Source organism: Glycomyces sp. L485, from assembly GCF_022548875.1.
In the GTDB taxonomy this organism is placed as follows: domain Bacteria; phylum Actinomycetota; class Actinomycetes; order Mycobacteriales; family Micromonosporaceae; genus Glycomyces.
Genome location: NZ_JAKZEW010000014.1, coordinates 269 through 26,252, shown reverse-complemented (window position 1 = coordinate 26,252; position 25,984 = coordinate 269). Strand labels below are relative to the sequence as shown.

The following is a 25,984-nucleotide window of genomic DNA, read 5'->3' as shown; positions in this document are numbered from 1 at the left end:
AGTTGACCTGGAGAGACGACTCGACTGCGAACAACGGGCTTGGCAAGATAGTCCCCTACTACGACGAGAGGGGCAACACCTATCTGACCTATGAACATAAGATGTCGGTAGTGGAGCACTGGGTGACCGAGGGACATGCGCAAAAATACGATAAGCGCCGAGACTGGCACAATGGCGCGGACGGCAATGCGGATAACCTGGTGCCGATGGGCAGGGGGCCGAACTCCAAGAGTGGAGCCGAATTGCCTTGGAGTTATTCAGACGCCGCTCCTGATCACAGCAGCGGTTACACCTCGAAGTACGACTAGCCGAAAAGGAATGCGATGACCATAGCCGCCGAAGTCCTCAATTTCCCCGATGTGCGGCCGCTCCCGGGAGTGGATCGCGCCTGGACGTTCCCCGCGGCGCGCAATCGGTTCCAGCGTGCGATCGCCCTGGCCTCCAACGACGGCTATGCCTTTCAGGTCGCCTGCTCCAACGGCTTCTCCGATGAGGCCGCCGGTGCGGTGCTGCACTTCACCCGCCGCCATGAAGCGGCATTGTTCAACGCGACGCCGTTCGGGGTCGCCACGGGCTTCCGCCTCCCCGGCCGCGGCTTCGACTGTGTGGCCAGCGCGCTGCCCGCCGCTACGGACTCCCACACGTTGGACTGGGAGCAGCGCGTCTTCGATGTGTTCCCTGCCTGGGCCTGTGAATTCTCCGGTGACGAGAGCGAAGCAGAGGCGAAGGCCCGGTTCACGGGCAAGCTGGATCCGATGAACTACCGGCGAGAAGTGCAGCCGTTCGTCAGGATGCGCTATGAGAACCCTCGGAGCGGCTTGCGCGCGAGTAAGGCAGGTCACCGCATGCTCGCGGACGCGGCGCGACTGGACCGGGAGATCAGAGTCGCCGACCAGGTCGGCGACGGCTGGGTCGAGGCCGAGAATTTCCGTGGACAAGTGCGCCGCGTCGAATGGCACGGCGGTACCGCGGAACTGGTGGACCCGGGCACCGAGGATCGCACTCGCTTCACGGTCGGCGATACAGTCGAATTCGTGCGACGGTTCCTCACGGAGGGAATGAACTTACGGCATGATGCTCAAGAAGTACGACGGAACGGTAATCGAGCATCCCGAATGGGACGATGTCGATGCCTATCTTGATTCACTGGCCCAGGACGGCCCGCTGTTCGCAATTCTGAAGCAGAAGCGGATGTACTACCTGCAGGCCCACATCAACGATGAGGGCCTGTTCGAAATGGAATTCCGTGAAGGCTCCGACGAACGGCACTACCACGTGGACTTCGCGTGCAGCCGCGAGCTCATGACCGAGGCCTTCAAGAGCTACTTCTACGGCGACAACCGTTGGCGAACTCTGCTGGAGTGGCGTCGGGGAACCGGTGCGGCATGATCGTCAACGTCACCGACGCCGACTACAACCAGCACGCGAAAGACTTCACGGGCCCGCTGATGATCGTGTTCGGGACCGTCGACGATCTCGGCAGCATGGTCCTCGGACCAGTCCTGCTCGCGGTCGACCGGCAACTCGGAAGCCGGCTCACGATCGTCACCGCCGACACCGCCGCATGCCCGAAGGCCGCAGCTGCCTGGGGAGTCGGTGATCACCTGCCCGTCATCCTGATCCTGCGCAGCGGCATCCTCGAACGGGTCCTGCACGGTGTCCGTTCTGAACGTCGCCTCTTGGCCGACATCGACGAGGCACTGCAACCGCGGTGACCCAGCGGGACGCACTGAGGTTCAGGTCCCGGTCTCAGGCGAGCCTTGGCCGACATCGCGGGCACCGCAGGGGATCTGCTGCTCCTGCCAAGGAAGCGGCGGACGCCGGCCGACGCGCTGTTCGCGTGGAGCGGAGGCCCGCCGGTCCGGTCGGCGGGTAGGGTTTGTGGCGCATAGCAAAGCAGACACGGGATTCATGATCGGGCCGCAGCGACGCTGAAGCCAAGGGGCCGTAGAAGATCCGCTGTTGGCACCGATGTCGGACACGCCGGACGTCAACCGCTTCGATCTCGCGCAGCCAGACCAGGGCGTCGGGATCGGCGGCGGCGCATAGCCGCAGCGCGTCCTGGCCATAGACCTGCGCGAGGCGGTCCTTCACGGCCTAGGAGGACGGGCCGCGCCACGAATCGATCCGCCGCCCGTAGCGGTGGTCGAACTCGACCAGGTCCACAGCCTGAGCCAGCCAGTGAGGAGCCGCGACCGCCAGAGCCTCCAGCGCCGCTCGAACGCTCTCCCCGGTCGGGCATCAACCACCAATCGAACCCTTCAGGAACTGAAAAGGGCTTGCCGCCCAGCGCGTTGAGGAGCGACTCGGTCCCGGGCGGGACTACTTCCAGTGCTTGCCGTGGGTCGGGCAGACCTGGCCTCCGTCGCACCTGGAGCAGTTCACCCTGCCGAAGGCCCCGCCGCTTCCGCCCTTGCCGTTGCAGGATTGGCAGTCGTGCAGGGGTCGATAGCATTTATTGCATTTCATGATCATGCCTTTCGTGTGCGATTGATACTCGGTTCGCGGTGATCTTGCGCGGAGTCCGCTTGATGCGGCCGACCGATTCCTTCAAGATCATTTTTCGGTCCGGGGCGGCCAATTCGTCTTGTTGTCGCCGAACATCGGCGCCATCACGATTCCCCCATTCGAAGGGCTGTTGTACTGGGCGACGCCGCTTTCCTGTGCGGCGGGACTCTTCCGCAGACCGGGAACAAGGCTTTCGAGCCGTTCGGCAATGGTCCGGAAACTGCCACTCGTGTCCCTCGAATACCAACGCAGATACTGGTTGCGCGCCAGCGCCGCGATGTCGTCGGGCAATTCGTCCCCGTTGAGCGGGCGGGCGTCGTCGAGGAGCACCGGGATGACGCGCCTGCCCGCTTCCAGGGCGGTGCGGATCTCCCGGCGGACCCAGTCGTCGGGGTCGGCCAGGCGCGGTCTGCCCCGCGAGTCCTCGGCGAGCAGCCAGCGCGGGCCTATGAGGGAGAGGGTGGTCTCGCTGGTCGCGGGGGCTGCGGTGAGGGCCTTGATGTAGTCGTCCCCGGCCGGGATCGTCTCGCTGGAGCGGAAGATCTGCTCGGGTTCGTACCGGTCGACGAGCGCGTCGTAGAGGTGGGCGGCGGCCTGTTGGCCGTCGCCGTTGCGGAAGTTCACGAAGACCTTGAGGTCATTCATTCGCGGTCGCTCCGATCATGCTGGACTGGTGGTGGATGGCTGCGGTGAGGTCTGGCAGGAGGCCGCGGACGCGGCGGTCCTCGCGTCTTCGGGCAAGCTGGCGGCTGAGCTCGCGGAGGTCGGACAGGATGGTGGCCGAGACGACGTCGGTGATGCGCGGGAGCAGCTCCTCGACGATCACGCAGGCCCGGTCGAGCTCTCCGCACACGACGAACTGGAGTGCGCAGCGGGCTGCGTAGCGGCCGTAGGAACGGGCGGCGTAGCGGGGCAGTCGGGGCAGTTCCTGTGCGAGGATCGCCGCGCCGTCGGCGGGCCTGCCCAGGTGGTATAGGGACCAGCCTTCGGCGGTCTTGGCCGGGTCGCCGACGGTGTAGGAGCCGTACAGGGCGTCGGTGGGTTCGCGTCCGGGCGCCTTCAGCAGTTCGGCGGCGCGGGTCATGGCGTCTCGGAAGCGCTCGTAGTCGCGGTTGAGGGCGTGTCCTTGTCCTTCGCGCAGGGCGGCGAGGCCGAGGATCCGGGCGGGTATCTGCTGGTCGGCCTGGGCTTGGAGAGCCAGTCCGACGGTCCCGGGGCCGTCGCCGCGGTAGAGGCGGATGAGTGCCTGGCGGACCAGGGAGTAGGCGTGCATGTCGGGATTGCCGCTGTCTTTGCTGAGGCGGACGGCGCGGACGGTCCAGGCGAGGGCTTCGGCGTCGCTGCCGCCTTCTTGTTTCATCCAGCCGAAGTATTCGGCGTATCGGGCGGCGACCATGAGCAGTCGTGGGCGTCCGGGGCCGGAGGTGTTGTTGAGCAGGGCCCGCAGTGAGCGCAGGGAGCCGTCGAGGATCGGGAAGATCGCGCCGGGGCTGGTGGTCTGGCCGAGCTTGCGGACCTGGACGAGGCTGTGCTCGAAGGCGATCGCGATGGCGTCGCCGTGGACGGCGGTGGCTCCGGCGAGGTCGGGCGGGAGGTCGACGTTGCCGATGGCGGCCTCGCCCTGGTCGATGGGGAGGTCGCAGTAGCAGTCGAGGTCGTCTCCGTCGGTGTCGTTGTCGAGCAGTCCGGCTATCTCGCCGCCGGCTTTGAGTGCGGTGTCGATCAGTGAAGCCAATTGCGGAGACGGAATGCGCTTTCCGGTCTCGATTTTGCTCAGGTGCCCCCTGGAATAGTGGACTTTGCCGGCGAGTTGGGCGAGCGACAGGCCGATATCGAGTCGGCGGCGCCGGACTGCGGCTCCGAATTCGTGCGGTGGGTGATCCAATGCGGGGTCCTTCTGGAGTTCTTCGAATGCTTCGCGAGTGATCGACGAGGGGTCGCTCCGAACTGCCTTTAAGTCTCCATCGGCCGCGTTGCCATGGTCAATAGAAGTGGCAACAGGCAACTCGAAGGAATGAGCCGATATTGCCGGTGTATGTCATGTTTTGCCTTTATCGGGACTGCGTGAATTCATGCGATCCTGTTTCGGAAACTTCGATTTCCCTCGAATGGAGGAAACACTCCGATGGAAGATCTTTACCTCGCGGTCGGTGTGAGCCGGACCGCGCCGAAAGAAGAGATCGAGACCGCTGTCAAGCAGAAGTTCCGCCTCTGGAACAAGAAGGTCAACAGCGCTGACCTGAGTCGGCGCCAGGAGGCCGAGACGATGGTCGAGCGCCTGGCCGAAGCCAGGAAGGTCCTGCTCGACAACGCCAAGCGGGCCGAGTACGACCGCAGGCTGAACGCTGAGGGGGCGTTGCGCCCCGAGCCCCGGCCCACGGCGGCGGGAGGCGGTGACTGGCTGAGCCGCGCCATGGAGTACTTGGGGCGCAACGACTACCACTCTGCCGCGTACGCCGCCCGTGAGGCCCGCAAGGAGATCGGCGAGACCGGCGAGGTGTGGGAGACGCTCGCCAGGGCCAGCATCGGGCTCAACCGGCTCGACAACGCGCTGTACGAGTCGCAGGAGGCGGCGCTGCTCGACCAGGGCAACCCCGAGCGGCACTTCCTCGTCGCCGACGTCCTGGAGTCGCAGGGCAAGTGGGGCGACGCGGTGCGGGTCTACGAGCAGGTGCGGGTGATGCCGGGCGCGGCCGACGAGGCCGACATGGGCATCGCCAACGCCTACATCAGCACCGGGCGCTACCAGGACGCGATCAAGATCCTCGACCGCCTCTACGAGTCGACCGGCGGCGGGGTGAAGGAGGTGGCCGGCCGCTACCTGGCGATCGCGCTGCTGTGCCGCGTGGAGGAGGTCCCGAAGATCCAGATCGCCGGCGGCTACATCGTCACCAGCACCGAGGAGATCTCCGCGATGCGGCGTCTGCTCGCCCGGATCCCGAAGGTCACCGACGACGCCGAACTGCGGGCGGCGGCCCGCGAGAAGGAGGTCTACCTCAAAAGCTGCGAAGAGGAGAAGTACTGGCCGGAATACCCGGGCTTCGAGCTGTTCAAGGCCGGAGGGATCGGCGCCCTGGTGGCGATCCTGTCGTTCGTGTGCGCCGGGAACGGGCAGCCGGGCTTCGTGGTGCTCGGCCTCTTGGCGATCGGCATCGCGATCGCCTACATGTCCTGGGTCGTCAACGACCGCAGAAAGGTCCAGTGGGAGGTCAACGCGATCATCACCCGCGGGAAGTCCTCCTCGGCGCTCGACCTCGCGGGGTCCGGCGGCACCGAACGGGGAGTGTATTGATGCGCGTCGGCATAGACCTGGGAACGACGTACTCGGCGGTCGCGGCCGTCCGCGGCGGCGCCGCCGAGATCGTCGACGGCCCCGATTCGCGGCTGACGCCTTCGGCGGTCTACTTCGAGGACGGCAGGCCGGTGGTCGGGGCGCCGGCCAAGAACATGGCTGCGGTGGGCCCCGAGGACTACGTGGAGTTGGTCAAGCGCCGCATGGGGATGCCCGAGCCGGTCCACATCGACGAGGACGGCCGGGAGTACCGGCCCGAGGAGATCTCGGCGATCATCCTGGCGCACTTGGCGGCCGGGGCCCGCCAAGCGCTCGGCGACGAGGTCCGGGAGGCGGTGGTCACCGTTCCGGCGTACTTCGGCGACGCCGCGAGGAAGGCCACGAAGGACGCCGCCGAGATCGCCGGGCTGCATCCGCTGCGCATCCTCAACGAGCCCACGGCGGCCGGGATAGCCTACGGGCTGCTGAAGCGCGAGTCGGGCACGTTCCTGGTCTACGACCTCGGCGGCGGCACCTTCGACGTCACGGTCATGCGGGTCGGTGACGGCGAACTGGAGGTGATCGCCACCGACGGGAACCGCTCGCTCGGCGGGTTCGACTTCGACAACATCCTCATCACCTACGCCGCCTTGGAGGTCACCGCGACGGGAGGCCCGGAGCTGCGCGACGGCGGCCAGTGCGAGGCGCGGCTGCGGGCGGCCTGCGAGGACGCCAAGCGGCGGCTCTCGCAGGCGGAGCGGACGGTCATCCGCGTCGCCGGCCCCGAGCGCCTCCACCAGGTGCCGGTGACGCGGCGCCGGTTCGAGGAGCTCACCGCGGGCCTGCTTGCCCGCACCGAGGACGTCGTCGAGGACGTGCTCGCCCAGTCCGGGCTCGACTGGGCCGGGATCGACAAGGTCCTGCTGGTTGGCGGGTCGAGTCGGATGCCGATGGTCGCCGACATGGTCGAGCGGCTCTCGGGCCGGAGGCCGTCGATGGAGGTCAACCCCGACGAGGCCGTGGCGCTCGGCGCGGCGCTCCTGGCCGACCGGCTCCCGTCCCAGGCCGGCGCGCTCGAACCGGCCGGACCCCTGACGGGGGCGTTCCGGGACGTCACCTCGCACGGCATGGGCACCGTGGCCCGCAACGACTTCGGCGTCATGGCGAACACGGTGATCATCCCCCGCAACACGCCGATCCCCTGCGAGAAGGTGGAGGTGTTCGGCACGGTCGTCGCCGATCAGAAAGAGCTTCGGTTCGAGGTCACGGAAGGCGATTCGGAGGCCCTCACCGAGGTCGATGCGACCGAGATCGACCTCATCGCGCTCCCGGCCGGCCTTCCCGAGGGCGCGCCGCTGCGGATCGGCATGTGCTTCGACGTCGACGGGACCATGTACATCGGAGTGTTCGATGTGATCAACGACCGCTTCCTCGGGCGCTACCAGCTCCATCGGCCCGAGAACATGACCCGCGAGGCCAAGGCGGCGAGCCGCCGGCTGCTGTGCGAACTGGAGGCCGGACCGGCATGAACGAGAACCGGAAGGCCGCATCAGGCGAGGACCTGCGCCGACTCGTGGCGAGCTTCGAAGATCAGCTGCGCCAGCACCGGCTGGAGAGCAACCGCCAGCAGTCGCTCATCGGGGAGCTGTCCCGCAGTCTCAAGGAAGCCCAGAAAGGACTGCACCAACTGCCCCTGGTGCTCGGCATCTCCGCGATCGTCGACCGGCTCGACGCGTACACCGGCCCCGATCCGGACGCCGCCGATTCGGTGCGCGACGAACTGCTCGAACTGCTCGCCCTCCACGGTGTCCGTCCGATCCGCGGCGACGGGCCCGTGGACCCCTCCCTCCACGAGGTGGTGCGGGTGGAGGACCGGTCCGACGCCGAACCCGGCGCCGTTCTGGAGGTCTGGGCGAGGGGCTACCTCCGCGGCGAGACGGTCGTCCGCCACGCCCAGGTCGTGGTCAACCGGCCCCGCAGCAGAGGGGACGAAGAACCGTGAGCGTCCCGGACCCGGTGACCGACGCGCTCGCCAAACGCGTCGCGGGCGCGGCTTGGCGAGCGTTGAAGCGGTCGCTCGCCTGGCTCTTGCGGCGGAGCCGACGCGACAAGCCCGCACCTGAGAAGGGAAGCGCCCCGGGCCCGGTGATCCGCCAGGACATCCGGGCGAACGACCAAAGCCGAGTCATCGCGCCGATCATCGGCGACGTCAACGTCGGCGCCGAGCCCGAGGACAAGGAGCCCGAGCAGTGACCTTCACGCAACCGGTCAGCCAGTACAACAACGCGGGGCGGATCATCGCCCCGGTGTTCGGCGACGTGTCGATGTACGAAGGCGAGCCGCCCTACTGGCTGGAGGAGGCGGACGCCGGGCACCGGACCGATCCGGCGACGCTGCGCAGCCAGCCCAGCCGTCTGCTCCACGCCCGGCACCGCTTCATCGAGTTCACCGGGCGCGAGACGGAGATGCAGCGGCTCCGCCGATGGAGGGACGCCGCCGTTCCATCCCGCGTCATGCTCCTCCACGCCCCGGGCGGGCACGGCAAGACCCGACTGGCGCTGGAGTTCACCCGGGACTCGGCCCGCGCCGGCTGGCGCACCTGGCATGCTCGGCACGCCCACGATCCGGCCGAACGCGGCGCCCCCGTCTTCGCGGTCGGCTCCACCGGCGGCCGCCACCTGGTCGTGGCCGACTACGCCGACCGCTGGAGCCACCGGTCGCTCCACGCGCTGTGCGCCACGGCCGCAAGCGACCCCGGCGACGGCGTCCGTCTGCTGCTGGTCTCCCGCACCCTGCGCGGCTGGTGGGCGCTGCGCGGCGAACTCGACGAGCTCGACGTGGACTACGCGGACCTGGGCCTGGAGCCGATCAACGCGTCCGGCGGGCGCGCCGGCCTGTTCGAGGCGGCGAAGGCGCAGTTCGCCTCCCTCTTCGAGATGCCGCTCGAGCAGACCGCGCCGGTGCCGCGCACCATCGACGCCGAGCAGTACGCCTCGATCCTGTCGGTCCACATGGCCGCCTTGGCTGCGGTGCCCGCCGAAGGCGAGACCGACCGCCCACCGGAGGAGGTCGACGAGGTCGCGGCGTTCCTGCTGGCACGCGAGATCCGCAACTGGGAGCGGCTGCGCCTCGCCGAACGCGACTTCCGCAGCGGCTACCGGGCGCTCACCCAGGCCGTGTTCACCGCCGTCCTCACCGGACCGCATCCGAACTACCGGGACGCGCAGGCCGCGCTGCACCGGGCCGGCATCGGGGACAACCTCGACCAGCTGCTCGACGACCACCGGGCGATCTACCCGCCGGCCGACGACCGGCACAGCCTCGAACCGCTCTACCCCGACCGGCTCGCCGAGGACTTCCTCGGCCTGCTGACGCCCGGGCACGGCGTGTCGTTCTACACCAATCCCTGGGCTGCGGTCGCCCCAGTGGACCTCGTGCGCCGTGAACCGGGCGCAGAGCCGTTCCCGCACACCGCCCAGACGCTCATCTTCCTCACCGCCGCGGCGACCCGCTGGCCGCACCTGAACCGGACGCTCGCTCGAGTCCTCGAATCCGATCCGGCGCTGGGAGTCCTGGGCGGCGGGGCGTCGCTCCACGCGGTCGCGACCGCGCCCGGGCTCGAAACCGAGGTATTGGAGCAGGTGGCCGAGCACCTGCCGAGCAAGTTGGGTCTCGACCTCGTCCCCGGCGCCGAAGCGATCATCTCCGCGATCGCCGATCGCCGCCTGGCCGAATCCACGCAGTCCGCGACCGGCCGCGCCTATCTGCTCGCGGAGATGGCCCAACGGCGGCTCCAGATCGCGGACGCGAAGGGCGCCAACAAGGCCGGTACCGCGGCCGTCTCGTACCTCCGCCCGCTCGCCGACGAGGACCCGCAGCGGCACGGCCCGCCGCTGTGCGCGGCACTCGGCGTTCTCGCCCAGTCGCATGCGATGCAGCTCCACTTCGAGGAGGCGCTCGAGGCCATCGACGAGTCGGAGCGGCTCTGCCGGAGGTTCCAAGCACCCGACGGTCCGCTGGTCCCGGCCGACCTCGCCCGGGTCCTCTCGGTCAGGTCGGCGCTGCTGCATGCCGCGGGCCGCACCGGGGAGGCCCGCGGACTGGCCGACGAGGGCGAGTCGCTGGTCATCGACCTGCCGGAAGGGGAGACCGAACATCTGGGGACAGTGGCGAACCTGGCGATGACCCGAGCCCTCGCCTTGCGCGCCCAAGGGAACCTCGACGAGGCGATCGAGATCGTCCGCGACCTGTGCGACCGGATCGAACGCGACCGCGACGAGGACGACGATGAGAGCCTGGTCGTCCTCAGCAGACTGCTGTTCAACCTCGGCGCGATCGCGGGCGAGGCCGACCGCTTCGAGGAGGCCCACGGGCCTCTGACCAAGGTCGTCGAGATCTGCGAGATGCTCGAACCCCGGAACCCCGGCCTGTTCACCTCTCTCAGACGAGTCGCCGAACTGAACCTCGAACAGGTGTCGGCGGCGCTGTCGGAACCTGGCGAGCACGGCACGATGGGCGGCAAGCACACCATGACGCTCAAACTGCACGGCGAGCTGTTCCAGCGCTCGTTCGACGCGGACGCGAACACCGGCGCGGCCGACTCGACCGACCCGGTCGAGGCCTTCGACCTTGTCGAGGAGGCCAAGGCCGTCTGGTCCGAGGGGCGCCAGGACGACGCCTTGGACCTGATCGAGCGGGCAGTGGGCATCGCCGAGCGGCTCCACCGGATCGACCCCTCGGTGGACGTCGAAGGGCTGCTTGCGTTCGCACTGCTCAATTGCGCAGTCCTGCGGCACGATGCGGGCGACTGGCGCGCCGCCGCACCGGCGGCGCGGCGCTCGGTCACGCTACTGCGGAAACTCCATCGGCTGGACCGGGAGTTCCTGGAGGAATTCTGCCTGGCCTTGGAGCTGCTGGCCGAATGTCTCGCCCGCATCGGCCACACCGTCGAAGCCCGCAACATACGCGGGGAACTCAATTCGGTCAGACCCCAGGACATGGAATGGCCGTTCTAGCACGCGAGCGCCGGGTCAACCGTTGTCGGAATCCGGCAGTTCGGACTGGAGCTCCTCGAGGCATTCCTCGACGTTCCCCGAGTAGCCTTCGTCCTCACACGCCTCGCTGGCGACGTTGAACACCAGCACGTACATGACGATGCCTATGACGAGCGCGAGCGCGCCCATGACGATGCCGGCGATCGACATGCCCTTGCCGGTGCCGCGCCTGCGGCCGGCGACCAGTCCCACGATGCCGAAGATGATCGCGAGCGGACCGAGTACGAACGACACGACGTTGACGAGGGGAATGAACGCCAGGACCAGGGCTAGGATGCCGAGGACCAGCGCGGTGACCGCATGACCGTTGGTCCGCTGCGGGACGGGCTCTGATGCCGGGTCGGGCGTATATGCCATCGGCGCTCCCTGGGTCGAATCGGGACATGTTGACCGGTTTCACACGAGTCTAAGGCGAACCGACGCTCCCCCGGACCAGTTCTGCCAAAACCTCGTCGGGTCGGCGCAGGTCCGGCGAGACGAGGCGCGGCGGCGGAGCCTGAGGCTCCGCCGCCGCGGCCGACCCGTCGGGGTCTAGAACATCGTGTTGTCGTTCGCCGACTCCTCGGGCACCGGCTGGAGCGTGTCCCAGTGCTCCCGGATGCGCTCGTCCCGCACCAGGTAAACCGCCATGCGCAGGTCGTCGGGGCCGTTCGTCAGGTGGGCGTGGACGGCCACGCGGCCGCTCCACGTACACATTGAAGACCCCGGTACTAGTACCGAAGTACGGCGTTCTCGGGGCGGCGAGGCTCTCGTTACAGTGAAGCCGTTGGCCCCCACCGGAGGTGAAGGAGCGTCATGGAAGCGAACGGCGACCGGACGATCGTGGCCGATCCCAAGTGGATCGGACCGGTCCTGCTGGTGGCGTTCCCGATGCTCGGCGCCGCCGCCGGTTGGGGACTCGACCTCGCGTCCGACTGGATCGTGGACCTGTCCTGGTTCCCCTTTCAGGGCCCCGTCGAACTGTTCACGCGGCTCCCCGACCTCCTCCGCCTGACGGCGGCGACCGGGCTCGGCGCCGTCGCCGGGCTCGTCCTCGCCTTCATCGCCGTCGCCGACCAGCTCACCATGACCGTCGACTCGCGACGGCTGGGCCTGGAGCGCGGCGACTACCGGCGCACCGTCGAGGCGTCCGACGCCGCGGCGGTGTTCGTCGAGGACCGGCAGCTCGTGGTCCTCGGCCGCCGCCACCAGGAGCTAGCGCGCATAGCGTTCGACCTCGACCGCGACAAGGTGGCCACGGCGCTGCGGAGGCACGGCTACGCCTGGCACCCCGACGGCGATCCCCACGAAGGCGAGTACCGCCGCTGGGTACCCGACTCCGAAGGACTCCCGTCCGGGGCCGACCCACTGCTCAAGACCCGGCAGCACGCCCTGGAGAAGTCGAAGGGCGACGACCTGGAGGAACTGCGCGCCGAACTCGCCGCGATCGACGTGGTGGTGCGCGACAAGGACAAGAAGCAGTACTGGCGGCTCTGCGACCCGGCCTGATCGGACCGGCATGCAACCGCGCGGGGGTCCGATTCCGTAGACACGGAGACGGAGACGCGACGAAAGGCCCCCATGACCCCACAGCTGGAAGCCGAGTTCCGCGAATACGTGGAGGCCCGACGCGGCGCGCTGCTGCGGACGGCCTACCTGATGTGCGGCGACTGGCACACGGCCGAGGACGCCGTGCAGACCTCGCTGATCAAGTTGTACGGCCGGTGGTCCAAGACGCGGCAGGAGACTGCCGACGCCTACACCCGTCGGATCATCGCCAACTCGCTGATCGACATGTCGCGGCGGGGCTGGTTCCGACGCGAACGCTCCTACGCCGTGCCGCCCGACGGCCCGGCCGGACCGAGCACCCCCGACGACCGCCTGACGGCCGTCTCCATCCTCGCGAAGCTGCCGCCCAGGCAGCGCGCGACGCTGGTCCTCCGCTACTGGGAGGACCTGTCGGTCGACGAGACCGCGCGGATACTCCGCTGCTCGACCGGCACCGTCAAGAGTCAGACCGCGCGGGGGCTGCAGACGCTGCGCGACCTGTACGAGAACGCCGATCTCGCAGGCCAAGGAGCCCGATCATGAAGCCAGACGAAATGCGCGAGTTGTTCAAGGACGCACTGGCGGAACCCGTGTCGGTCGCGTGCGCGGGCACCGACGACATCGTCGCCGCCGGTCGGCGCAGAGTACGGCGGCGACGCGTCGCGCAGGCCGGGTCCGGATCACTGGCGGCGATCGCCGCCGTGGCACTGTTCGCCATCGCCCCCTTGGTGTTCGCTCAAGGGGGCGCGGCGGACGCGACCACGGACGGCGCACCGGACGACGTCGGGCCCGTGGGGCCCGTCGAGGTGTGCCCTCCTCCGAGCGACGAGCCGACCGGGTGGCAGGCCGGAGTCGCCGCGGCCTACGACACGGCGCTGACCGAATACATGGCCTCCATCGGAGGCAGCGTCGCCGATTCGTGCGTCCAAGGCGAGGTGAACCACGACGGGTTCCACTACGACGAACGGTTCGGCGGATACCGGTTCGCCGAGGTCGTGGTCTTCCCCGACAGCGGAGAGCGCGTCACGCTCGGAGTCGACGTGCACGACCCGCTCGACGGCGATGTGGAGGCGCGCCTGGAGGAGCTCTCCAGATGCGAGGCCCTCGACTTGGCGTGCGGTCGCGAGGAGGTCCCCGAAGGATCGCTGCTGCTCGTCGAGGAGCAGCGCAGGATCGTCATCGACGACGACGAGCGGCCCGAGGGCGAGCTCGTCCCGGTCAACAGCGCTCTGCTGGCCCTCCAGGACGGCACGATCGTCCACGTCCAGATGGCGGTCGAGTACGGACCGGGTTCCCTGAGCACGACGCCCGAGCAGCTCAGCTCTCTCGCGGCGGCGATCCCGGTCGCCCAGGACGTTCCGTACATCGAGGAGTCCGAGGACACCGACCGGCGGGCGGCGCCGACCGACGACGAGCTCATCTACGACTTCGTCGAAGCCGCTTCGTCGACTCTCGGCGGCTCGCCCTTCACCTCGCCCGACTCGATCGAGTTCACGGACACGGGCGAGGACTACCACTACGGGCAGGACGACACCCGTGTCGCAGCCGCGGAGGTGACCCTGAACGGCACGAGCGCCACGCTCTTCCTCCAGGTGACCCCCATCGAGGCGCCCGAGGACGGGGCGGCGGACGGGATCGCCGCCGAGCACTATGCGCAGTGCTCGTACGCCGCCGACTGCGAGTACTCGCCCTTGGACGAGTCGACCGAGCTGATCCACCGCACCGTGGAGGACGGGGGGACGGAGCTGACGTCGTTGGAACTCCGCTCCGCCGACGGCTGGGTCGTCGGAGTCGGGCTCGTGACCGACGATCCCGCGGCGATCGACTTCGCCACCCTCGACGCGATCGTGGCCGGGATCCGATAGGCCGCCTCAGCTCTGGTGGGCCCACTCCTTGGACTGGGTGAGGCGAAAGAGGTAGAGCAGGGCCGGGCCCACCACCGCGGCGGCGATCGCGACGGCGACCAGCAGTCCCTGCAGAGTGGCCCTCGCTCCCGCGGTTTCGGCGATCGTCACCTGGTCGACCAGGATCCACGGAAACTGGCCGAGCCCCCACCCGGACACCACTGAGGACACGGCGAGGACGGCGGTCAGGCGCGCCGGACCGTATCGTCGGCGAGCCAACAGCAGCAGGGTCGCGGCGCCGCCGACAGCCGAGAGGACGATGAGCGGGGCCGCCCTGCCGGTGAGGCCGGCGCTCAGCGTCGGGGCGTCGCGCTGCAGCGGCACCAGGGCCGCGAACACCACCGCGCCGGTGACGAGACCGACCAGCAGGGACCGGGTCCGAAGCCGGTCGGCCAGGCCGCTCTGGCCGCCTCGGGCGGCGTCGGCGGTCAGGAAGGCGCCCGCCAGGAACGCGCAGGTGCCGACGGCGATGACACCGCCGAACAGCGAGGTCGGGTTCAGCCAGGACGACCACAGGTCGCCGTGGCCGTCGGCCGGCACCCGGCCCGAGGCGAGGGCGCCCGCGACCGTGCCGAGGAAGAACGGCGCGAGCACCGAGGAGACTGCGAAGACCGCGCCGAACAGCCGGGCCTGGCCCAGCGTCTCGGCGTGCTTGCGGAACGCGAAGCTCGCGCCGCGCAGCACGATGCCGAGCAGCGCCAGCAGGAACGGCAGGATGAGCGTCGTCATCGCGGCAGCGAAGGACATGGGGAACGCCGTCCACCACGTGACGAGCACGTAGATGAGCCAGACGTGGTTGGCCTCCCAGACCGGCCCGATGCTGTGGTCGATCAAGGTGCGCAGCTGCGCGCCGCGGCGGCTGCCTCCGGCGGTGAGGTCGAAGAAGCCCGACCCGAAGTCGGCGCCGCCGAGCACCGCGTAGGCGATGACACCGACGAACAGGGCGGCCGCGACCGCGGTCTCCAGGGTCATCGCTCCACCGCCTCGGCCGGCCGCGGTCCGTACGGGCTCGGCAGGTCGCCCGCGCCCGCCCGCCAGCGCCTGGCCATCGACCGCAACACGATCACCGCGCCGATCGTCATGGCGCCGTATAGCACTGTGGATGCGGCGAGGAGCCACCAGAGGCCGGAGGTGTAGTCGCCGACGGCGTCGGTCGTTCGCATGACGCCGTGGACGATCCACGGTTGGCGGCCGACCTCGGTGGCGACCCATCCTGATTGGAGCGCCAGCACCGCCAGGGGGCCGCCGAGGGCGGCGAACCGCAGGAACCAGCGGTTGTCGAGCAGGTCGCGGCCGCGCCAGCGCATGAACCAGTAGAGCAGGACGGCGAGCATGAGGAGCATCCCGACGCCGATCATGGTCTGGAAGGCCCAGTGCGTGAGGTTGACCGGCGGCTGGTCCTCGACCGGGATCGTATCGAGGCCGGGCACCGGCTCGGTGGCCGAGCCCTGCGCGATGAGCGAACCGAGGTAGGGGATGTCAAGGGCGCCTTTGACTTCGCCGTCGATGATGACGCCGCCGATGCGCAGCGGGGAGGCGCCGTCGGTGGTGGTCTCGGCGAGTTCGAACGCGGCGAGCTTGGCCGGCTGGCGCTCGTCCAGGCCTTCGCCGAGGAGGTGGCCCACGAAGGGCTGGGCGAGGGCGGCGATCGTGGCGAAGGCGAACGGCACCAGGAAGCCGAGCCGGTGGTGCCGGTCGCGGCGTCCGCGCAGCAGGCCGACGGCGTAGACGCCGGCGATGGAGAAGCCGGCGACCATGTAGGCCGCCAACCACATGTGTCCGGACTGGGCGAAGGCGTGGGAGTTGAACAGGACCGCCCAGGGTTCGACGTCGGTGACCTCGCCGTCGACGATGCGGAAGCCGGTCGGGACGTTCATCCAGGCGTTGACGGCCAGGACGCAGTAGGTGCCGATGACGCCGGTGACCGCCATGGGCAGCACCATGAGCACGTGCCGCTTCGGCGGTATGCGGCCCCAGCCGTAGAGGTAGATGCCGAGGAAGATCGCTTCGAGGAAGAAGGCGAGGCCTTCGAAGGCGAAGGGCAGTCCGAGCACGTCGCCGAAGGCGCCCATGAGGCCGGGCCACAGCAGGCCCATCTCGAAGCTGAGGACCGTCCCCGATACGGCGCCGATGGCGAACAGCACCGCCGAGACTTTGGCCCACCGCTTGGCGAGTTCGAGCGCGACGGGGTCCTTCTTCTGGATGCCGCGCAGGTGCATCACGAAGATCATGGCGGGGAAGGCGACGCCGAAGCAGGCGAGGATGATGTGCCAGCCCAGGGACAGCGCCATCTGCTGGCGCGCCGGGAGCAGTCCCGCCGGCTCGGCGGAGGCGAGCATCGACGGGGCCGCATCGGAGAGTTGGGCGAGGACCTGGTGGACCGACATCCCTTGAAACTACGTCTGAACATGTTCAAATCCCTGCACTTGTGAAAGTTTTCACATGATCTCCGCGAGTGACGGACCGGACCTGGCGCAAGTCCGTCCGAGGGCGCCGCGTTGGACACGGTCCGGCTCGGCTAGGTTCGGCTGCGTGGAAACCAGCGGTGAACCAGGAGGCGAGGCGCTGCCGGACCGGGTGCGAGCGCTCGCTTCGCGCGGCGAACGGGTGCTCATCGGGATCACCGGCTGCCCCGGCGCCGGCAAGTCGACCGCCGCCGAATGGCTCGCCCGCTCCCTCGACCCGGCCGGCCGCCGGGCGGTGTGGGTGCCGATGGACGGCTTCCATCTCGCGCAGGCCGAGCTGGAGCGGCTCGGTCGGGCCCACCGGAAGGGCGCGATCGACACCTTCGACGGCGACGGCTACCGGGACCTGCTGGGACGCATCGGCCGCGAGCGCGACCGGATCGTGTACGCGCCCGCCTTCGATCGGCGCCTTGAAGAGCCGGTCGCCGGGTCGATCCCGGTCCTCCCCGAAGCCGACGTGGTCATCACCGAAGGCAACTACCTGCTGGACCTCGACGAACCGTGGCCCGCGGTGCGGGACGAACTGACCGAGGTCTGGTACTGCGACGTCGAGGAGGCGACGCGACTAAAGCGGCTCGCCGCCAGGCATGTGCGCTTCGGGAAGGCGCCCGAGGAGGCGCGCGCCTGGATCGAGACGGTCGACGAGTCGAACGCCCGGCGCATCCGCAAGGTCCGCGACCGCGCCGACCTCGTCTTCGACCCCCTCGGCCTCACCGCCTGAACCCGCGTAAAGCCGCCTGGAAGAAGATCATCGGGTCGTGGTCGCCGGTGTGGACGGGGTCGTTGAAGCCCAGGGCCCAGCGGACCCGGTTGAGCTGCCGGTGGATCACCGGCTGCCTCGCCCGTGCCGCGGTGAAGTAGTCCATGTGGTTGTGGCGCAGCCACTTCAAGATCAGCGAGGCCCCGCTGAGCGGGAGCGGGACCCGGTGGCGGAACACGTTGCGGAAGCTCACCGGCGTACCGGAGACGAGCGGCGCCACCAGGTTCGGCAAGTACCACTTCGCGAAGCGAGCCGAAGGCGACCCGTCGAGGAACAGGTAGTCGATCCGGCGCGGCATCTCCCCGACGGCCGCCCGCGCGTCCCCGGTCGTGAGACTCCAGCGGCTCTCGGCGAGTGCGTCCGGGATGTTCCCCCGTGCGCGGCCGCTCCGGTCGAAGGAGTGGAGCCGGCCGCCGCCGTTGTCTCGCAGCGCCCGCAGCAGCCAGGCCGTCGACCAGCCGTCGTGACAGCCGATCGAGATGATCGGCCGCGAACTCGAGAAGTGGGCCTGCGAGGTCATGGACGAGGGCATGATCACCTTCCTCGTCAAGGCGCTCGCCGACCCTCCCGAGGAGGGGGGACCGCGGTATCCAACGTGGAAGACGTCATCGGCCGGGCGCCGAATTGCTCGCCCAGCGGGCCGCCCCGCCGACGCTTTCCTCTGACGACGCCTAAAGGCTCTGCTGCATTCCGAAGCGGGGTCTTCGGCCTCGGCCGAGTTGATCGACTCCGGGACATTGAATCTCCGGCTCGGCCGAAAAGTCGGCGATGACACCTCGGTGACCGATACCCGACTCCTGCCGTTCTACGAACCGAACAGACAAGCCTCACTGACACCGTGCGAAACTCTGGTTCCATTCAGACACTCCAGTTAGTCCCAATATGACCGCTAATCTCGCTAATACCACTGCGCTTCATATATAAGAAACAAAGTAACACCTGTATGGATATTCACTGAATTATTGACGTCTTCTGGTTTGCGCGATTTGGATCTAATCTCCTCATATGGCATCACTCACCTGTGACCGCCATGACATCTACCCCCGGTAGTTGTCTTTTGCCCTCACCCGAAAGGCATTTGAAAATGAAACGTCAACGCGCACTGGCGGTCACCGCCGCAACCGCACTAGCCACCACCCTCGCGCTCGCCCTCGGCTCGTCGGCGGCGAACGCCGACCCGCTCGAGCTCAAGGCCGACGAAGCCCGGTCCGAACTGCTCGGCAAAGTCAGTCCCGCCGTGATCGACGCGATGTCGGAGACCTTCGGCATCACCGCGACCGAGGCCTACGACCGCCTCGCCGTCGAGGCCGTCGCCTCCGACCTCCTCGCCGAAGTCCCCGAGGAATTCGACGAGACCTACGCCGGCCTGTGGGTCTCCGAGGACGCCGAGGAGATCATGGTCGCCACCACCTCCAAGGCCGACGCCGACGACCTCGCCGCCGAAGGCGCGACCCCGGTCCTGGTCGAGCACGACCTGGCCGAGCTCGAAGCGGCCGTGGCCGAACTCGACTCGGTCCAGGCCGAGGACGTCTACGGCCACTACGTCGACGTCGAGACCAACAGGATCGTCATCGAGGCCGCCGAATCCCACGCCGCGACCGACCTGGCAGAGGCCGCCGGCATCGACACCGACATGATCACCGTCGACACCGACGTCAAAGCACCCGAGACGTACTACGTGCGCGGCGGCGACGCCTACATCATCGAGAACCGCTCGCGCTGCTCGGTCGGCTTCGCCGTCCGCCAGGGCAGCACGCCCGGCTTCGTGACCGCGGGCCACTGCGGTCGGGCCGGCGACTCCGTCACCGGCGGCGAGGCCGCCCCGGGCGTCTTCCGCAACTCGGTCTTCCCGGGCGCGGACCGCGCGTGGGTGGAGGTCGGCAGCAGCGAGACCCTCTACAACATCGTGAACATGTACAGCGGTTCGCGCTACGTCTACAACGCCAACCAGGCGGCCCCCGGCTCCTCGATCTGCCGGTCCGGATCGACCACCGGCTGGCACTGCGGCACCGTGCAGGCGCTGAACCAGACCGTCAACTACTCGCAGGGCTCGGTCAACGGACTCACCCGCACCAGCGTGTGCGCCGAGCCCGGCGACTCGGGCGGCTCGTTCATCACCGGCAACAGCGCCCAGGGCATGACCTCGGGCGGCTCGGGGAACTGCACCTGGGGCGGCACGACCTACTTCCAACCCATCGGACCGGCGCTCAGCGCCTGGAACCTGACGCTGGTCACCAGCTAGCGTCCTGACTCCCCCCGGTCAGTGAGGGGCCTCTCCCGCGTCGGGGGAGGCCCCTCACGCATTCCAGGGGATTTCTCATCCTTTTCCGGGCCCCGTCACCGGGACGCTCCGTAGCGTCCGGGCCATGCAACAGACACTGCTGAACCGACGCCGCCTCCTCACCACCGGCGGGGCCGTGGCCGGGGCCGCCGGAATCGGGTTGACCGGCGCCTGCGGCCCCGGCTCGGAGACCGACACGTCCGACACGTCCACCAACGGCGGCGCCACGAGCGACATCTGCGTGCTCACGACGGAGATGACCGAGGGGCCCTACTACCTGGAGGACGCGCCGAAGAGAGCCGACGTCACCGAGGGCAAGCCCGGCGCGCCCCTGACCTTGCGGGTCACCGTGGTCGACGCTTCCAGCTGCGAGCCGATCGACGACGCGGCCGTCGAGATCTGGCACTGCGACCAGTGGGGCTACTACTCGAGCTACACCGACAACAGCCCCGGCGGGAACGTCCCCGCCGAGGACGGCATCGGCGACGACGACACCTTCCTACGGGGCTTCGTGACCACCGGCGCCGACGGCCTGGCCGAGTTCACCACCATCGTCCCCGGCTGGTACTCCGGGCGCGTCACGCACATCCACACGAAGGTCCACGTAGGCGGGACCGTGGACGACGACCGGTACGAGGGCGGCAGCACGGTCCACACCGGCCAGTTCTTCTTCGAGGACGACATCGTGCTCGCTCTGTACGAGCTCGAGCCGTACTCCCAGCACACCGGCGGCCACATCCTGCTCGACGAGGACGGCGTCTACACCGGGGGCGGCGTCGTCGACGGGCTCCTGGCGCTGAGTGCCGACGACGAGTCCGACCCCATGGCCGGCTACGTCGGGACCATCACCGTCGGCGTCGACGCCGCCAACGAATCCGACCAGGGCATGGACGGCTTCGGATCGCCCGGAGGCGCCTAGGCGACCGCCGCCGACGCGGTCACCGAGCAGAACTACGCATGCTCCCAGCGCGTCTCCGCGCCGACCCAGGAGGCGACGCGATCGACGGCCGCGTGAAGATGCTCCCGGTCGGCCCGCTCGTCGTCCCATTGCACCGCTTCGACGACGAGGTCGCCGTTGCTGCGCCGCAAGGCGACCCGACCCGGCAGGTCATCGCCGACGAAGATCGGCAGGCAGTAGTAGCCGAAAGTGCGCTTGGGGGCCGGGACGTAGATCTCGATCTTCCAGTCGTGGCCCCACAGCCGCTCCATGCGCTCGCGCAGCCACACCAGCTGGTCGAACATCGACACGGCGACCGGCCGGTCAGCACCGGGCGAGCGCGGGCGCCGCGCCTCCGGGTCGATCCAGGCCTTCGAGCGCCAGCCTTCGACGGCGACCTGCCCGATCTCCATCTCCCGCAGGGTCCGCTGGGCGTCGGCGACCGCGATCCGGAAGTAGTCGGCGATGTCCTTGGTGGTGGCTACACCGAGGTTGCGCAGCGCGCCGGCGACCATGTGGCGCAGACACTCCTGGTCGTCGGCGTCCCACAGGTGCTGCTCGGGGATCGCGTTCTCGGCGAGCTGGTAGACGCGCTTGAAGCCGATGCGGTGGGTGCAGGCGACCTCGCCGAACCACAGCATCCGCTCGATCGCGTGCTTGTGGTCGGTGCGGTGGTTCCAGCTGTCGCCCATGTTCGCGGCCCGGCCGCCACCGCGGTGCATCGCGCCGTTCGGGAAGTCCGAGACGGTGATCGCGCCGCGCGCTTCGAGGAGGGCCCTCACCTCCTTTTCGGCCTGGGCGTCGAGCGCGGGCTCGGCGCTGTAGCGTTCCCGCCAGCTGCGGCGGCGCCGCGCCATGTACGGCCAGGCCGAGACCGGGAGCAGCGACATGGCGTGCGCCCAGTACTCGAACGCGACGGGCCTGCGCCGCTTGTCGAGGCTCCGCGCGGCCTCGTCGACGTCGAGGTCTCGGGCGAGCAGCGCCAGCTCGTGCGCGCGCCTGACCGCCGAGATCGTGTCGAGCTGGATGCATCCGAGCCGTTCGAGCACGGTCTTGTACCGCGCCGACTTGGGCCGCAGCTGGGCGGCCACGGCGATGCGGCGGGCCTCGGCGAGGCTGAGCGACTCCGGCATGGGTGGGGGTCCTTTCGACGGCGATCCCGGTCCAGACGTTACTGGGGACCCCTGACAGTCGCGACCGTCCCGGTCTCGGCGCGCGGATCGGCCGCGCCCTCGGCCCGCCCTTCCTCGTCGACCTCGATGAGGTGCGCGTGCCCGAAGGAGGTGCCCGCAGCCGTCGAAACCGCGGCGTGCCCGCGCTGCGACAGCCCGAGCCTCCACGCGTCCGGTGCCCCGGATTCGATCTCCACATCGATGTCGTGGACGCCGTCCCAGGCCCCGAAGCCCGTCTCGCCGGGGTGGAGGCGCCAGCGCGGGGCCGACACCGCGGCCTCGACTCCCTGTCCGGAGTGGAGGACCCTGGCGATGAGCTGGGCGACGATCTGCGGCTGGGCGTCGCCGCCCATGGTGCCGGCGACGAGGCGCAGCGAGCCGTCGGGCCGGGTGGCCAGGGCGGGCACGAGCGTGTGCGGGGGCCGTCTGCCGGGCGCGAGCTCGGCCGGGTGTCCCGGGACGAGGCTGAAGCCGGTGCCGCGGTTCTGGAGTCCGATGCCGGTGCGCGGCTCGAACAGGCCGGTCCCGAATCCGGCGGCGTTGGACTGGATGTAGGAGACTGCCATGCCCGCGCCGTCGAGGACGGCCATGTAAGTCGTGCCGCCGGCGCTCTGGTGGGACGGCACATCGACGCGGGTGTCGGCGCTGACGCGGGCGGCGCGTTCGTCGGCTGCCCCGAGCAGGTCGGAGACGTCGGCGCCTTCGCAGAGCCGGTCGGGGCGGTCGTACCCGGCGAGGCGGGAGGCCTCGACGAGGTAGTGCGCCCACAGCGGATCGGCCGGATCGGCGGGCAGGGCGAGGCGGTCGGCGACGGCGAGCGAGAGCAGCAGGAGGTAGCCCTGGGAGTTCGGCGCGGCCGCCCAGATCCGGTGGCCGAACGCGTCGACGGCGAGCGGCGCTTCCCAGTCCGCCTGCGGCTCGGCGAGGTCGGCCTCGGTGAACAGTCCGCCGCCCATCTCCATGAGCCCCTTGCCGAAGTCGCCGAGGTAGAGGCCGTCCCGCCCGTCGCAGGCGATCGCTCGCAGCGCGGCGGCGGTGCGCTCGCGGGTGGCGGTGGCACCGGGTTCGAGCCCGACCAGGTCCTCGGCGCCCTCGACGCCTTCGAGGGCGGCGCCGGCCCGGGCGAGCATGGCGGTCGCGGGCCATCCGTCGGCGGCCAGGCCGATCGCGGGCGCCAGGAGCTCGTCCATGGGTATCGTGCCGAAGCGCTCGTGGAGGGCGAACCAGCCGTCGACGCACCCGGGGACCGGTGTTGACCGGATATCGCCGCGAAACGGCATGACCTCGCGGCCTTCCCGGCGCAGCGCTTCGGGGTCGGCGCCGGATCCGGCGCGGCCGGAGGCGTTGAGGCCTGCGGGCGCCGCCTCGCCCGGTCGGTGGACGAGCGCGAACAGGTCGCCGCCCAGGCCGCACAGATGCGGGGCGACGACGGTCAGGGCTGCGCCGGCGGCGATCGCGGCGTCGGTGGCGTTGCCGCCGGATGCCAGCACGTCGCGGCCGATCCCGCTGGCGAGCGGGTCGACCGAGCACACGACACCTGGTCCGGCCAAGGGGTCTCGCCGCTCGATTTCCATCGCAGCATTCTACCTTGCCGTGCGGCTAGTGGCGATGGTCAGTCCGCGGCGATGCGGGCCGTCCTGCGGTACCAGTCGACGTAGCCGAGCACGACGACGGCGAGCACGCCCAAGTGCTGCAAGGCCGTCGGCTCGAGCAGGAGCATCGCCGACACCCCTCCGAGCACCGCGCAGGTCCGAGCGAGGGATGCGAACCAGTGTCCGCGCCGCCCCGGCGCGAGCAGATCGCGCCGGCATCGGGCCGGCAGTGAGTGGAACATCCGGATCCACTGCACGGTGAAGCCGCCGACGAGCAGCCCCGTCAGGGTCAGGGCGACCGGTCTCGGCGTGGGGAGGATCCAGTCGGCGATGCCGAGGACGAACGCCGAACGCAGCGCCCACTCGTACCAGCGCCACGACCATCGCAGCAGCACCGCGTCGTAGGCGGCCGCGTGGTCGTCATCGGCGCCCGGCCCAGGGGCGGTCTCGTAGACGCGGCGGACGCCCGCGCTGATCCGCCCGCGGGCCTGCAGTATCGCGGCGAGCTCATAGCGGACCTCGGTGTTCTCGGGGTCGAGTTCGAGCGCGCGCTCGTAATGGAACTGCGCGCGCCGGTGACGCAGATGGTGGTCGAAGATGCGCCCGGCCGTGCAATGCACCCATGATTCTTCGGGCGCCAAGTCGAGCGCCTTCTCCACCAGTTCGCGCGTCGCGGTGAAATCCTGATGCCCAAGGCTGACCCAGGCGAGTTCCATGTAATAGCCGCCGCTGTCGGGCGAGAGTTCCACGGCTTTCCACAGGGCCGAGGCAGCCTGATCTCTACGGTCCAGTTCGAACAGCACGTTGGCGTGCACCCAGTGCGCGTCGGGGTTCTCCGGTTCGGCCTCGACGGCGCGCATCGCCCATTCTCGCGCGCGCTCGGCTCGCCCGGCCTTGTACAGCGACCAGGCGAGGGGCAGCCGCGGGACCGACTCCACCCCATAGCGTTCCGCCGCGCGCTCCAGGACCGCCGCGGCCTCCTCGAAGCGACCGGCGTCGATATACTCGCGGGCGCGGGCCTCCACCGCGTTCATGACGACGCCCGGCCAGGTCTTGGCGACGGCCTTGAGGACACGCCCTCGCGCCACACCGTTCCGCATACGCGACTCCAGATCACCCCGGGTGCACCGATTCGATGCTAGAAACAATTGTCAAGACCCGCTGGGACGCCATTCCGGCGGCGGCTCGAATAGAGTGCTGGTGCTCACGACGGGTGCTTTTGCGTCCAGACGGACCTAGCATAGAGGCGGACCGCGTCCACCTGTACGGCAAAGTCTCTTGTACGGTGGAGGACAGCGGTGGGGACGAGAAGAAAGATCGGAATTTGTGATGGAAGAGCCAACACAGCCAGCAGAACCTGCCGGCCCGATCTCGTCGACTGTACGCCGCTGGCGTCGACTGGCCGTGCGCCACGACCTCCAGTGGAGCGAACTGTTGTTGATCGCGCTGAACCTGTATGGATTGCGCGGCAACAACACAGAGGGGATGCGGCTGCGCATCAGCTCTGAAGACGAGGAGTTCATGACGGTGCTGCCGGCCGACAGGGCCACATCGCCGTTCAGCCTGCGCGCGCACGTCGATCCCTCCTCTCCGCAGCACGGACTGAGCGAGCTCTGCGTCGACGGCACGCCGGTGGCCGAGATCATCGAGGCCGAGCCGGGCGAAGAGGTGCGCGGGTATCTGCGCGCCGACGGCACGGCGGCGACGCTCGTGGTGCCAAGCGGCAAGGATGCCGGCGATCTCGTGAAGAGCTACCGGGACCTGTTGCAGGCCTTGTCTTCCGACCTGGCAGACGATGGGACGCACCACCAGATCGAAGAAGTGATGCTCTCGGCGACCCTCGAGCACGACGAGCCCGTGGTGGTCGAGAACCTCATCGCGGTCCGCGAGGCGATGACGGCGGAGGGCCTGCCGGAGGAGACCACGCTCGGCGTGCTGACTCCCGCACTGCACAGCGAGTCGGCGTTCGCGGAACTGGCCGAGAAGGTCGGCCCGGTCCTGCTGTTCTTGACGACCGAGTCGTTCGAGGAGCACCACGCGGACCCGGAAACGGCCGGGATGCAGGAGAGCGCGGCGGCCGACCCGATCGCCGAAGCGGCATTTCACCCGTCGGAACGCCTGGCGGGGATCCTGTCCGCGGCAAGGGCGGCCGGCCATCGGACGTCGTTCACCTACACGGTGGGAAGCGAACCGCTCGACGAGATGCGGGCCTGGCTGCTGCCGATGGCGGAGCAGACGACGATGTGGCCGTCGCTGACGATCCTCCCCGCGGCGACGCCGGTGGACGATTCGCAGCACGTGGCGGCCCCGGACGAGCGTCTGGACTTCTTCCTTGAGGCGAGAAGCCTTCTGGAGCAGATCTTCGCCCCTACCGAACTGCGCCCCGAACCATGGCGGTGTTACCGGGGGCTCTGGTACCGCCAGCACGCAGGAGAGCCCCTGGCGGGCCCCTACGTCTAGAGCTTCTGAGCAAGCGAGAAGGCCCCGCCGACAGGCGGGGCCTTTCCAGTCAC

The 25,984-nt window shown here is 69.2% G+C and carries 26 protein-coding genes; 16 read left to right on the top strand and 10 right to left on the bottom strand.

Features of this window, described 5'->3' with window-relative positions; genetic code table 11:
- Positions 1-2 precede the first annotated feature (2 nt).
- Genes L0U85_RS09355 through L0U85_RS09340 form a run of 4 tightly spaced genes read left to right on the top strand, consistent with a single transcriptional unit; the run spans position 3 to position 1,715 of the window.
- Entirely contained in the window at positions 3-308 is a 306-nt protein-coding gene (locus L0U85_RS09355) for a hypothetical protein (protein ID WP_241377494.1), read from the top strand.
- Positions 309-323: 15 nt separating this feature from the next.
- The gene (locus tag L0U85_RS09350; RefSeq protein ID WP_241377493.1) at positions 324-1,142 is read left to right on the top strand and encodes a hypothetical protein; all 819 of its coding nucleotides are present in this window, start codon (positions 324-326) and stop codon (positions 1,140-1,142) included.
- Positions 1,072-1,389, top strand: a complete 318-nt coding sequence (locus L0U85_RS09345) for a hypothetical protein (RefSeq protein WP_241377492.1) — start codon at positions 1,072-1,074, stop codon at positions 1,387-1,389. Before L0U85_RS09350 ends, L0U85_RS09345 begins: the two co-directional genes overlap by 71 nt.
- On the top strand, positions 1,386-1,715 hold the full coding sequence (locus L0U85_RS09340; RefSeq protein WP_241377491.1) for a hypothetical protein: 330 nt from the start codon (positions 1,386-1,388) through the stop codon (positions 1,713-1,715). Before L0U85_RS09345 ends, L0U85_RS09340 begins: the two co-directional genes overlap by 4 nt.
- Before the next feature lie 841 nt (positions 1,716-2,556).
- Here L0U85_RS09340 and L0U85_RS09335 read toward each other — a convergent pair.
- Both L0U85_RS09335 and L0U85_RS09330 read right to left on the bottom strand, forming a co-directional pair.
- Positions 2,557-3,153, bottom strand: a complete 597-nt coding sequence (locus L0U85_RS09335; RefSeq protein ID WP_241377490.1) for a toll/interleukin-1 receptor domain-containing protein — start codon at positions 3,151-3,153, stop codon at positions 2,557-2,559.
- The gene (locus L0U85_RS09330; RefSeq protein ID WP_241377489.1) at positions 3,146-4,393 is read right to left on the bottom strand and encodes a helix-turn-helix transcriptional regulator; all 1,248 of its coding nucleotides are present in this window, start codon (positions 4,391-4,393) and stop codon (positions 3,146-3,148) included. The genes L0U85_RS09335 and L0U85_RS09330 overlap by 8 nt, the downstream gene beginning before the upstream one ends.
- Before the next feature lie 240 nt (positions 4,394-4,633).
- On the opposite strand from L0U85_RS09330, the gene L0U85_RS09325 reads away from it, so the two are divergent.
- From L0U85_RS09325 to L0U85_RS09305, 5 genes are read left to right on the top strand one after another with little or no spacing between them, the layout of a single operon-like run.
- The gene (locus L0U85_RS09325; RefSeq protein WP_241377488.1) at positions 4,634-5,800 is read left to right on the top strand and encodes a tetratricopeptide repeat protein; all 1,167 of its coding nucleotides are present in this window, start codon (positions 4,634-4,636) and stop codon (positions 5,798-5,800) included.
- On the top strand, positions 5,800-7,308 hold the full coding sequence (locus tag L0U85_RS09320; protein ID WP_241377487.1) for an Hsp70 family protein: 1,509 nt from the start codon (positions 5,800-5,802) through the stop codon (positions 7,306-7,308). The genes L0U85_RS09325 and L0U85_RS09320 overlap by 1 nt, the downstream gene beginning before the upstream one ends.
- Positions 7,305-7,781, top strand: a complete 477-nt coding sequence (gene grpE, locus L0U85_RS09315) for a nucleotide exchange factor GrpE (RefSeq protein ID WP_241377486.1) — start codon at positions 7,305-7,307, stop codon at positions 7,779-7,781. The genes L0U85_RS09320 and grpE overlap by 4 nt, the downstream gene beginning before the upstream one ends.
- Complete coding sequence (locus L0U85_RS09310; RefSeq protein WP_241377485.1) at positions 7,778-8,032, top strand: hypothetical protein; 255 nt, start codon at positions 7,778-7,780, stop codon at positions 8,030-8,032. The genes grpE and L0U85_RS09310 overlap by 4 nt, the downstream gene beginning before the upstream one ends.
- Positions 8,029-10,794, top strand: a complete 2,766-nt coding sequence (locus L0U85_RS09305) for a hypothetical protein (RefSeq protein WP_241377484.1) — start codon at positions 8,029-8,031, stop codon at positions 10,792-10,794. The genes L0U85_RS09310 and L0U85_RS09305 overlap by 4 nt, the downstream gene beginning before the upstream one ends.
- Before the next feature lie 15 nt (positions 10,795-10,809).
- Here the strand turns inward: L0U85_RS09305 and L0U85_RS09300 are convergent, their stop codons facing one another.
- Positions 10,810-11,190, bottom strand: coding sequence for a DUF4190 domain-containing protein (locus tag L0U85_RS09300; RefSeq protein ID WP_241377483.1), 381 nt, complete (start codon positions 11,188-11,190; stop codon positions 10,810-10,812).
- A gap of 174 nt (positions 11,191-11,364) precedes the next feature.
- On the bottom strand, positions 11,365-11,508 hold the full coding sequence (locus L0U85_RS09295) for a hypothetical protein (RefSeq protein ID WP_241377482.1): 144 nt from the start codon (positions 11,506-11,508) through the stop codon (positions 11,365-11,367).
- 120 nt (positions 11,509-11,628) lie between these two features.
- Between L0U85_RS09295 and L0U85_RS09290 the strand changes: the two genes are divergently transcribed.
- From L0U85_RS09290 to L0U85_RS09280, 3 genes are all read left to right on the top strand, one after another.
- A complete protein-coding gene (locus tag L0U85_RS09290) occupies positions 11,629-12,321 on the top strand; it encodes a hypothetical protein (protein WP_241377481.1) in 693 nt (230 codons plus the stop codon).
- Positions 12,322-12,393: 72 nt separating this feature from the next.
- Entirely contained in the window at positions 12,394-12,903 is a 510-nt protein-coding gene (locus L0U85_RS09285; protein ID WP_241377480.1) for a SigE family RNA polymerase sigma factor, read from the top strand.
- Positions 12,900-14,225: a hypothetical protein gene (locus tag L0U85_RS09280; protein WP_241377479.1), complete on the top strand. Its 1,326-nt coding sequence runs from the start codon at positions 12,900-12,902 to the stop codon at positions 14,223-14,225. The genes L0U85_RS09285 and L0U85_RS09280 overlap by 4 nt, the downstream gene beginning before the upstream one ends.
- 6 nt (positions 14,226-14,231) lie before the next feature.
- On the opposite strand, the gene L0U85_RS09275 is transcribed toward L0U85_RS09280, so the two are convergent.
- Together L0U85_RS09275 and L0U85_RS09270 are read right to left on the bottom strand one after the other, a co-directional pair.
- A complete protein-coding gene (locus L0U85_RS09275; RefSeq protein WP_241377478.1) occupies positions 14,232-15,236 on the bottom strand; it encodes a cytochrome d ubiquinol oxidase subunit II in 1,005 nt (334 codons plus the stop codon).
- On the bottom strand, positions 15,233-16,651 hold the full coding sequence (locus L0U85_RS09270; protein WP_241377477.1) for a cytochrome ubiquinol oxidase subunit I: 1,419 nt from the start codon (positions 16,649-16,651) through the stop codon (positions 15,233-15,235). The genes L0U85_RS09275 and L0U85_RS09270 overlap by 4 nt, the downstream gene beginning before the upstream one ends.
- A gap of 145 nt (positions 16,652-16,796) precedes the next feature.
- Between L0U85_RS09270 and L0U85_RS09265 the strand changes: the two genes are divergently transcribed.
- Entirely contained in the window at positions 16,797-17,450 is a 654-nt protein-coding gene (locus tag L0U85_RS09265; RefSeq protein WP_241377476.1) for a nucleoside/nucleotide kinase family protein, read from the top strand.
- On the opposite strand, the gene L0U85_RS09260 is transcribed toward L0U85_RS09265, so the two are convergent.
- The gene (locus L0U85_RS09260; RefSeq protein ID WP_241377475.1) at positions 17,440-18,021 is read right to left on the bottom strand and encodes a class I SAM-dependent methyltransferase; all 582 of its coding nucleotides are present in this window, start codon (positions 18,019-18,021) and stop codon (positions 17,440-17,442) included. The two genes, L0U85_RS09265 and L0U85_RS09260, sit on opposite strands and share 11 nt — an antisense overlap.
- A gap of 552 nt (positions 18,022-18,573) precedes the next feature.
- Between L0U85_RS09260 and L0U85_RS09255 the strand changes: the two genes are divergently transcribed.
- Positions 18,574-19,731 carry a S1 family peptidase gene (locus L0U85_RS09255; RefSeq protein WP_241377474.1) on the top strand — a complete coding sequence of 386 codons (1,158 nt, stop codon included), beginning with the start codon at positions 18,574-18,576 and terminating at the stop codon, positions 19,729-19,731.
- 124 nt (positions 19,732-19,855) lie between these two features.
- Complete coding sequence (locus L0U85_RS09250; protein ID WP_241377473.1) at positions 19,856-20,689, top strand: intradiol ring-cleavage dioxygenase; 834 nt, start codon at positions 19,856-19,858, stop codon at positions 20,687-20,689.
- 32 nt (positions 20,690-20,721) lie between these two features.
- Here L0U85_RS09250 and L0U85_RS09245 read toward each other — a convergent pair whose 3' ends face one another.
- Genes L0U85_RS09245 through L0U85_RS09235 form a run of 3 tightly spaced genes read right to left on the bottom strand, consistent with a single transcriptional unit; the run spans position 20,722 to position 24,571 of the window.
- Positions 20,722-21,840, bottom strand: coding sequence for a crosslink repair DNA glycosylase YcaQ family protein (locus L0U85_RS09245; RefSeq protein WP_241377472.1), 1,119 nt, complete (start codon positions 21,838-21,840; stop codon positions 20,722-20,724).
- A gap of 38 nt (positions 21,841-21,878) precedes the next feature.
- Positions 21,879-23,453 (bottom strand): gamma-glutamyltransferase, encoded by a 1,575-nt coding sequence (locus tag L0U85_RS09240; RefSeq protein WP_241377471.1) that lies wholly within the window; start codon positions 23,451-23,453, stop codon positions 21,879-21,881.
- Between the two features lie 38 nt (positions 23,454-23,491).
- Positions 23,492-24,571, bottom strand: coding sequence for a tetratricopeptide repeat protein (locus L0U85_RS09235; RefSeq protein ID WP_241377470.1), 1,080 nt, complete (start codon positions 24,569-24,571; stop codon positions 23,492-23,494).
- 334 nt (positions 24,572-24,905) lie between these two features.
- Here L0U85_RS09235 and L0U85_RS09230 point away from each other — a divergent pair, with 334 nt between their 5' ends.
- Entirely contained in the window at positions 24,906-25,931 is a 1,026-nt protein-coding gene (locus L0U85_RS09230) for a hypothetical protein (protein WP_241377469.1), read from the top strand.
- Positions 25,932-25,984 lie beyond the last annotated feature (53 nt).

Coding starts and splice junctions, on each gene's coding strand:
- L0U85_RS09325 (WP_241377488.1), top strand. CDS start 4,634: ATGGAAGATCTTTACCTCGCGGTCGGTGTGAGCCGGACCGCGCCGAAA.
- L0U85_RS09260 (WP_241377475.1), bottom strand. CDS start 18,021: ATGCCCTCGTCCATGACCTCGCAGGCCCACTTCTCGAGTTCGCGGCCG.
- L0U85_RS09250 (WP_241377473.1), top strand. CDS start 19,856: ATGCAACAGACACTGCTGAACCGACGCCGCCTCCTCACCACCGGCGGG.
- L0U85_RS09335 (WP_241377490.1), bottom strand. CDS start 3,153: ATGAATGACCTCAAGGTCTTCGTGAACTTCCGCAACGGCGACGGCCAA.
- L0U85_RS09320 (WP_241377487.1), top strand. CDS start 5,800: ATGCGCGTCGGCATAGACCTGGGAACGACGTACTCGGCGGTCGCGGCC.
- L0U85_RS09235 (WP_241377470.1), bottom strand. CDS start 24,571: ATGCGGAACGGTGTGGCGCGAGGGCGTGTCCTCAAGGCCGTCGCCAAG.
- L0U85_RS09245 (WP_241377472.1), bottom strand. CDS start 21,840: ATGCCGGAGTCGCTCAGCCTCGCCGAGGCCCGCCGCATCGCCGTGGCC.
- L0U85_RS09340 (WP_241377491.1), top strand. CDS start 1,386: ATGATCGTCAACGTCACCGACGCCGACTACAACCAGCACGCGAAAGAC.
- L0U85_RS09290 (WP_241377481.1), top strand. CDS start 11,629: ATGGAAGCGAACGGCGACCGGACGATCGTGGCCGATCCCAAGTGGATC.
- L0U85_RS09350 (WP_241377493.1), top strand. CDS start 324: ATGACCATAGCCGCCGAAGTCCTCAATTTCCCCGATGTGCGGCCGCTC.
- L0U85_RS09270 (WP_241377477.1), bottom strand. CDS start 16,651: ATGTCGGTCCACCAGGTCCTCGCCCAACTCTCCGATGCGGCCCCGTCG.
- L0U85_RS09280 (WP_241377479.1), top strand. CDS start 12,900: ATGAAGCCAGACGAAATGCGCGAGTTGTTCAAGGACGCACTGGCGGAA.
- grpE (WP_241377486.1), top strand. CDS start 7,305: ATGAACGAGAACCGGAAGGCCGCATCAGGCGAGGACCTGCGCCGACTC.
- L0U85_RS09255 (WP_241377474.1), top strand. CDS start 18,574: ATGAAACGTCAACGCGCACTGGCGGTCACCGCCGCAACCGCACTAGCC.
- L0U85_RS09240 (WP_241377471.1), bottom strand. CDS start 23,453: ATGGAAATCGAGCGGCGAGACCCCTTGGCCGGACCAGGTGTCGTGTGC.
- L0U85_RS09345 (WP_241377492.1), top strand. CDS start 1,072: ATGATGCTCAAGAAGTACGACGGAACGGTAATCGAGCATCCCGAATGG.
- L0U85_RS09285 (WP_241377480.1), top strand. CDS start 12,394: ATGACCCCACAGCTGGAAGCCGAGTTCCGCGAATACGTGGAGGCCCGA.
- L0U85_RS09275 (WP_241377478.1), bottom strand. CDS start 15,236: ATGACCCTGGAGACCGCGGTCGCGGCCGCCCTGTTCGTCGGTGTCATC.
- L0U85_RS09300 (WP_241377483.1), bottom strand. CDS start 11,190: ATGGCATATACGCCCGACCCGGCATCAGAGCCCGTCCCGCAGCGGACC.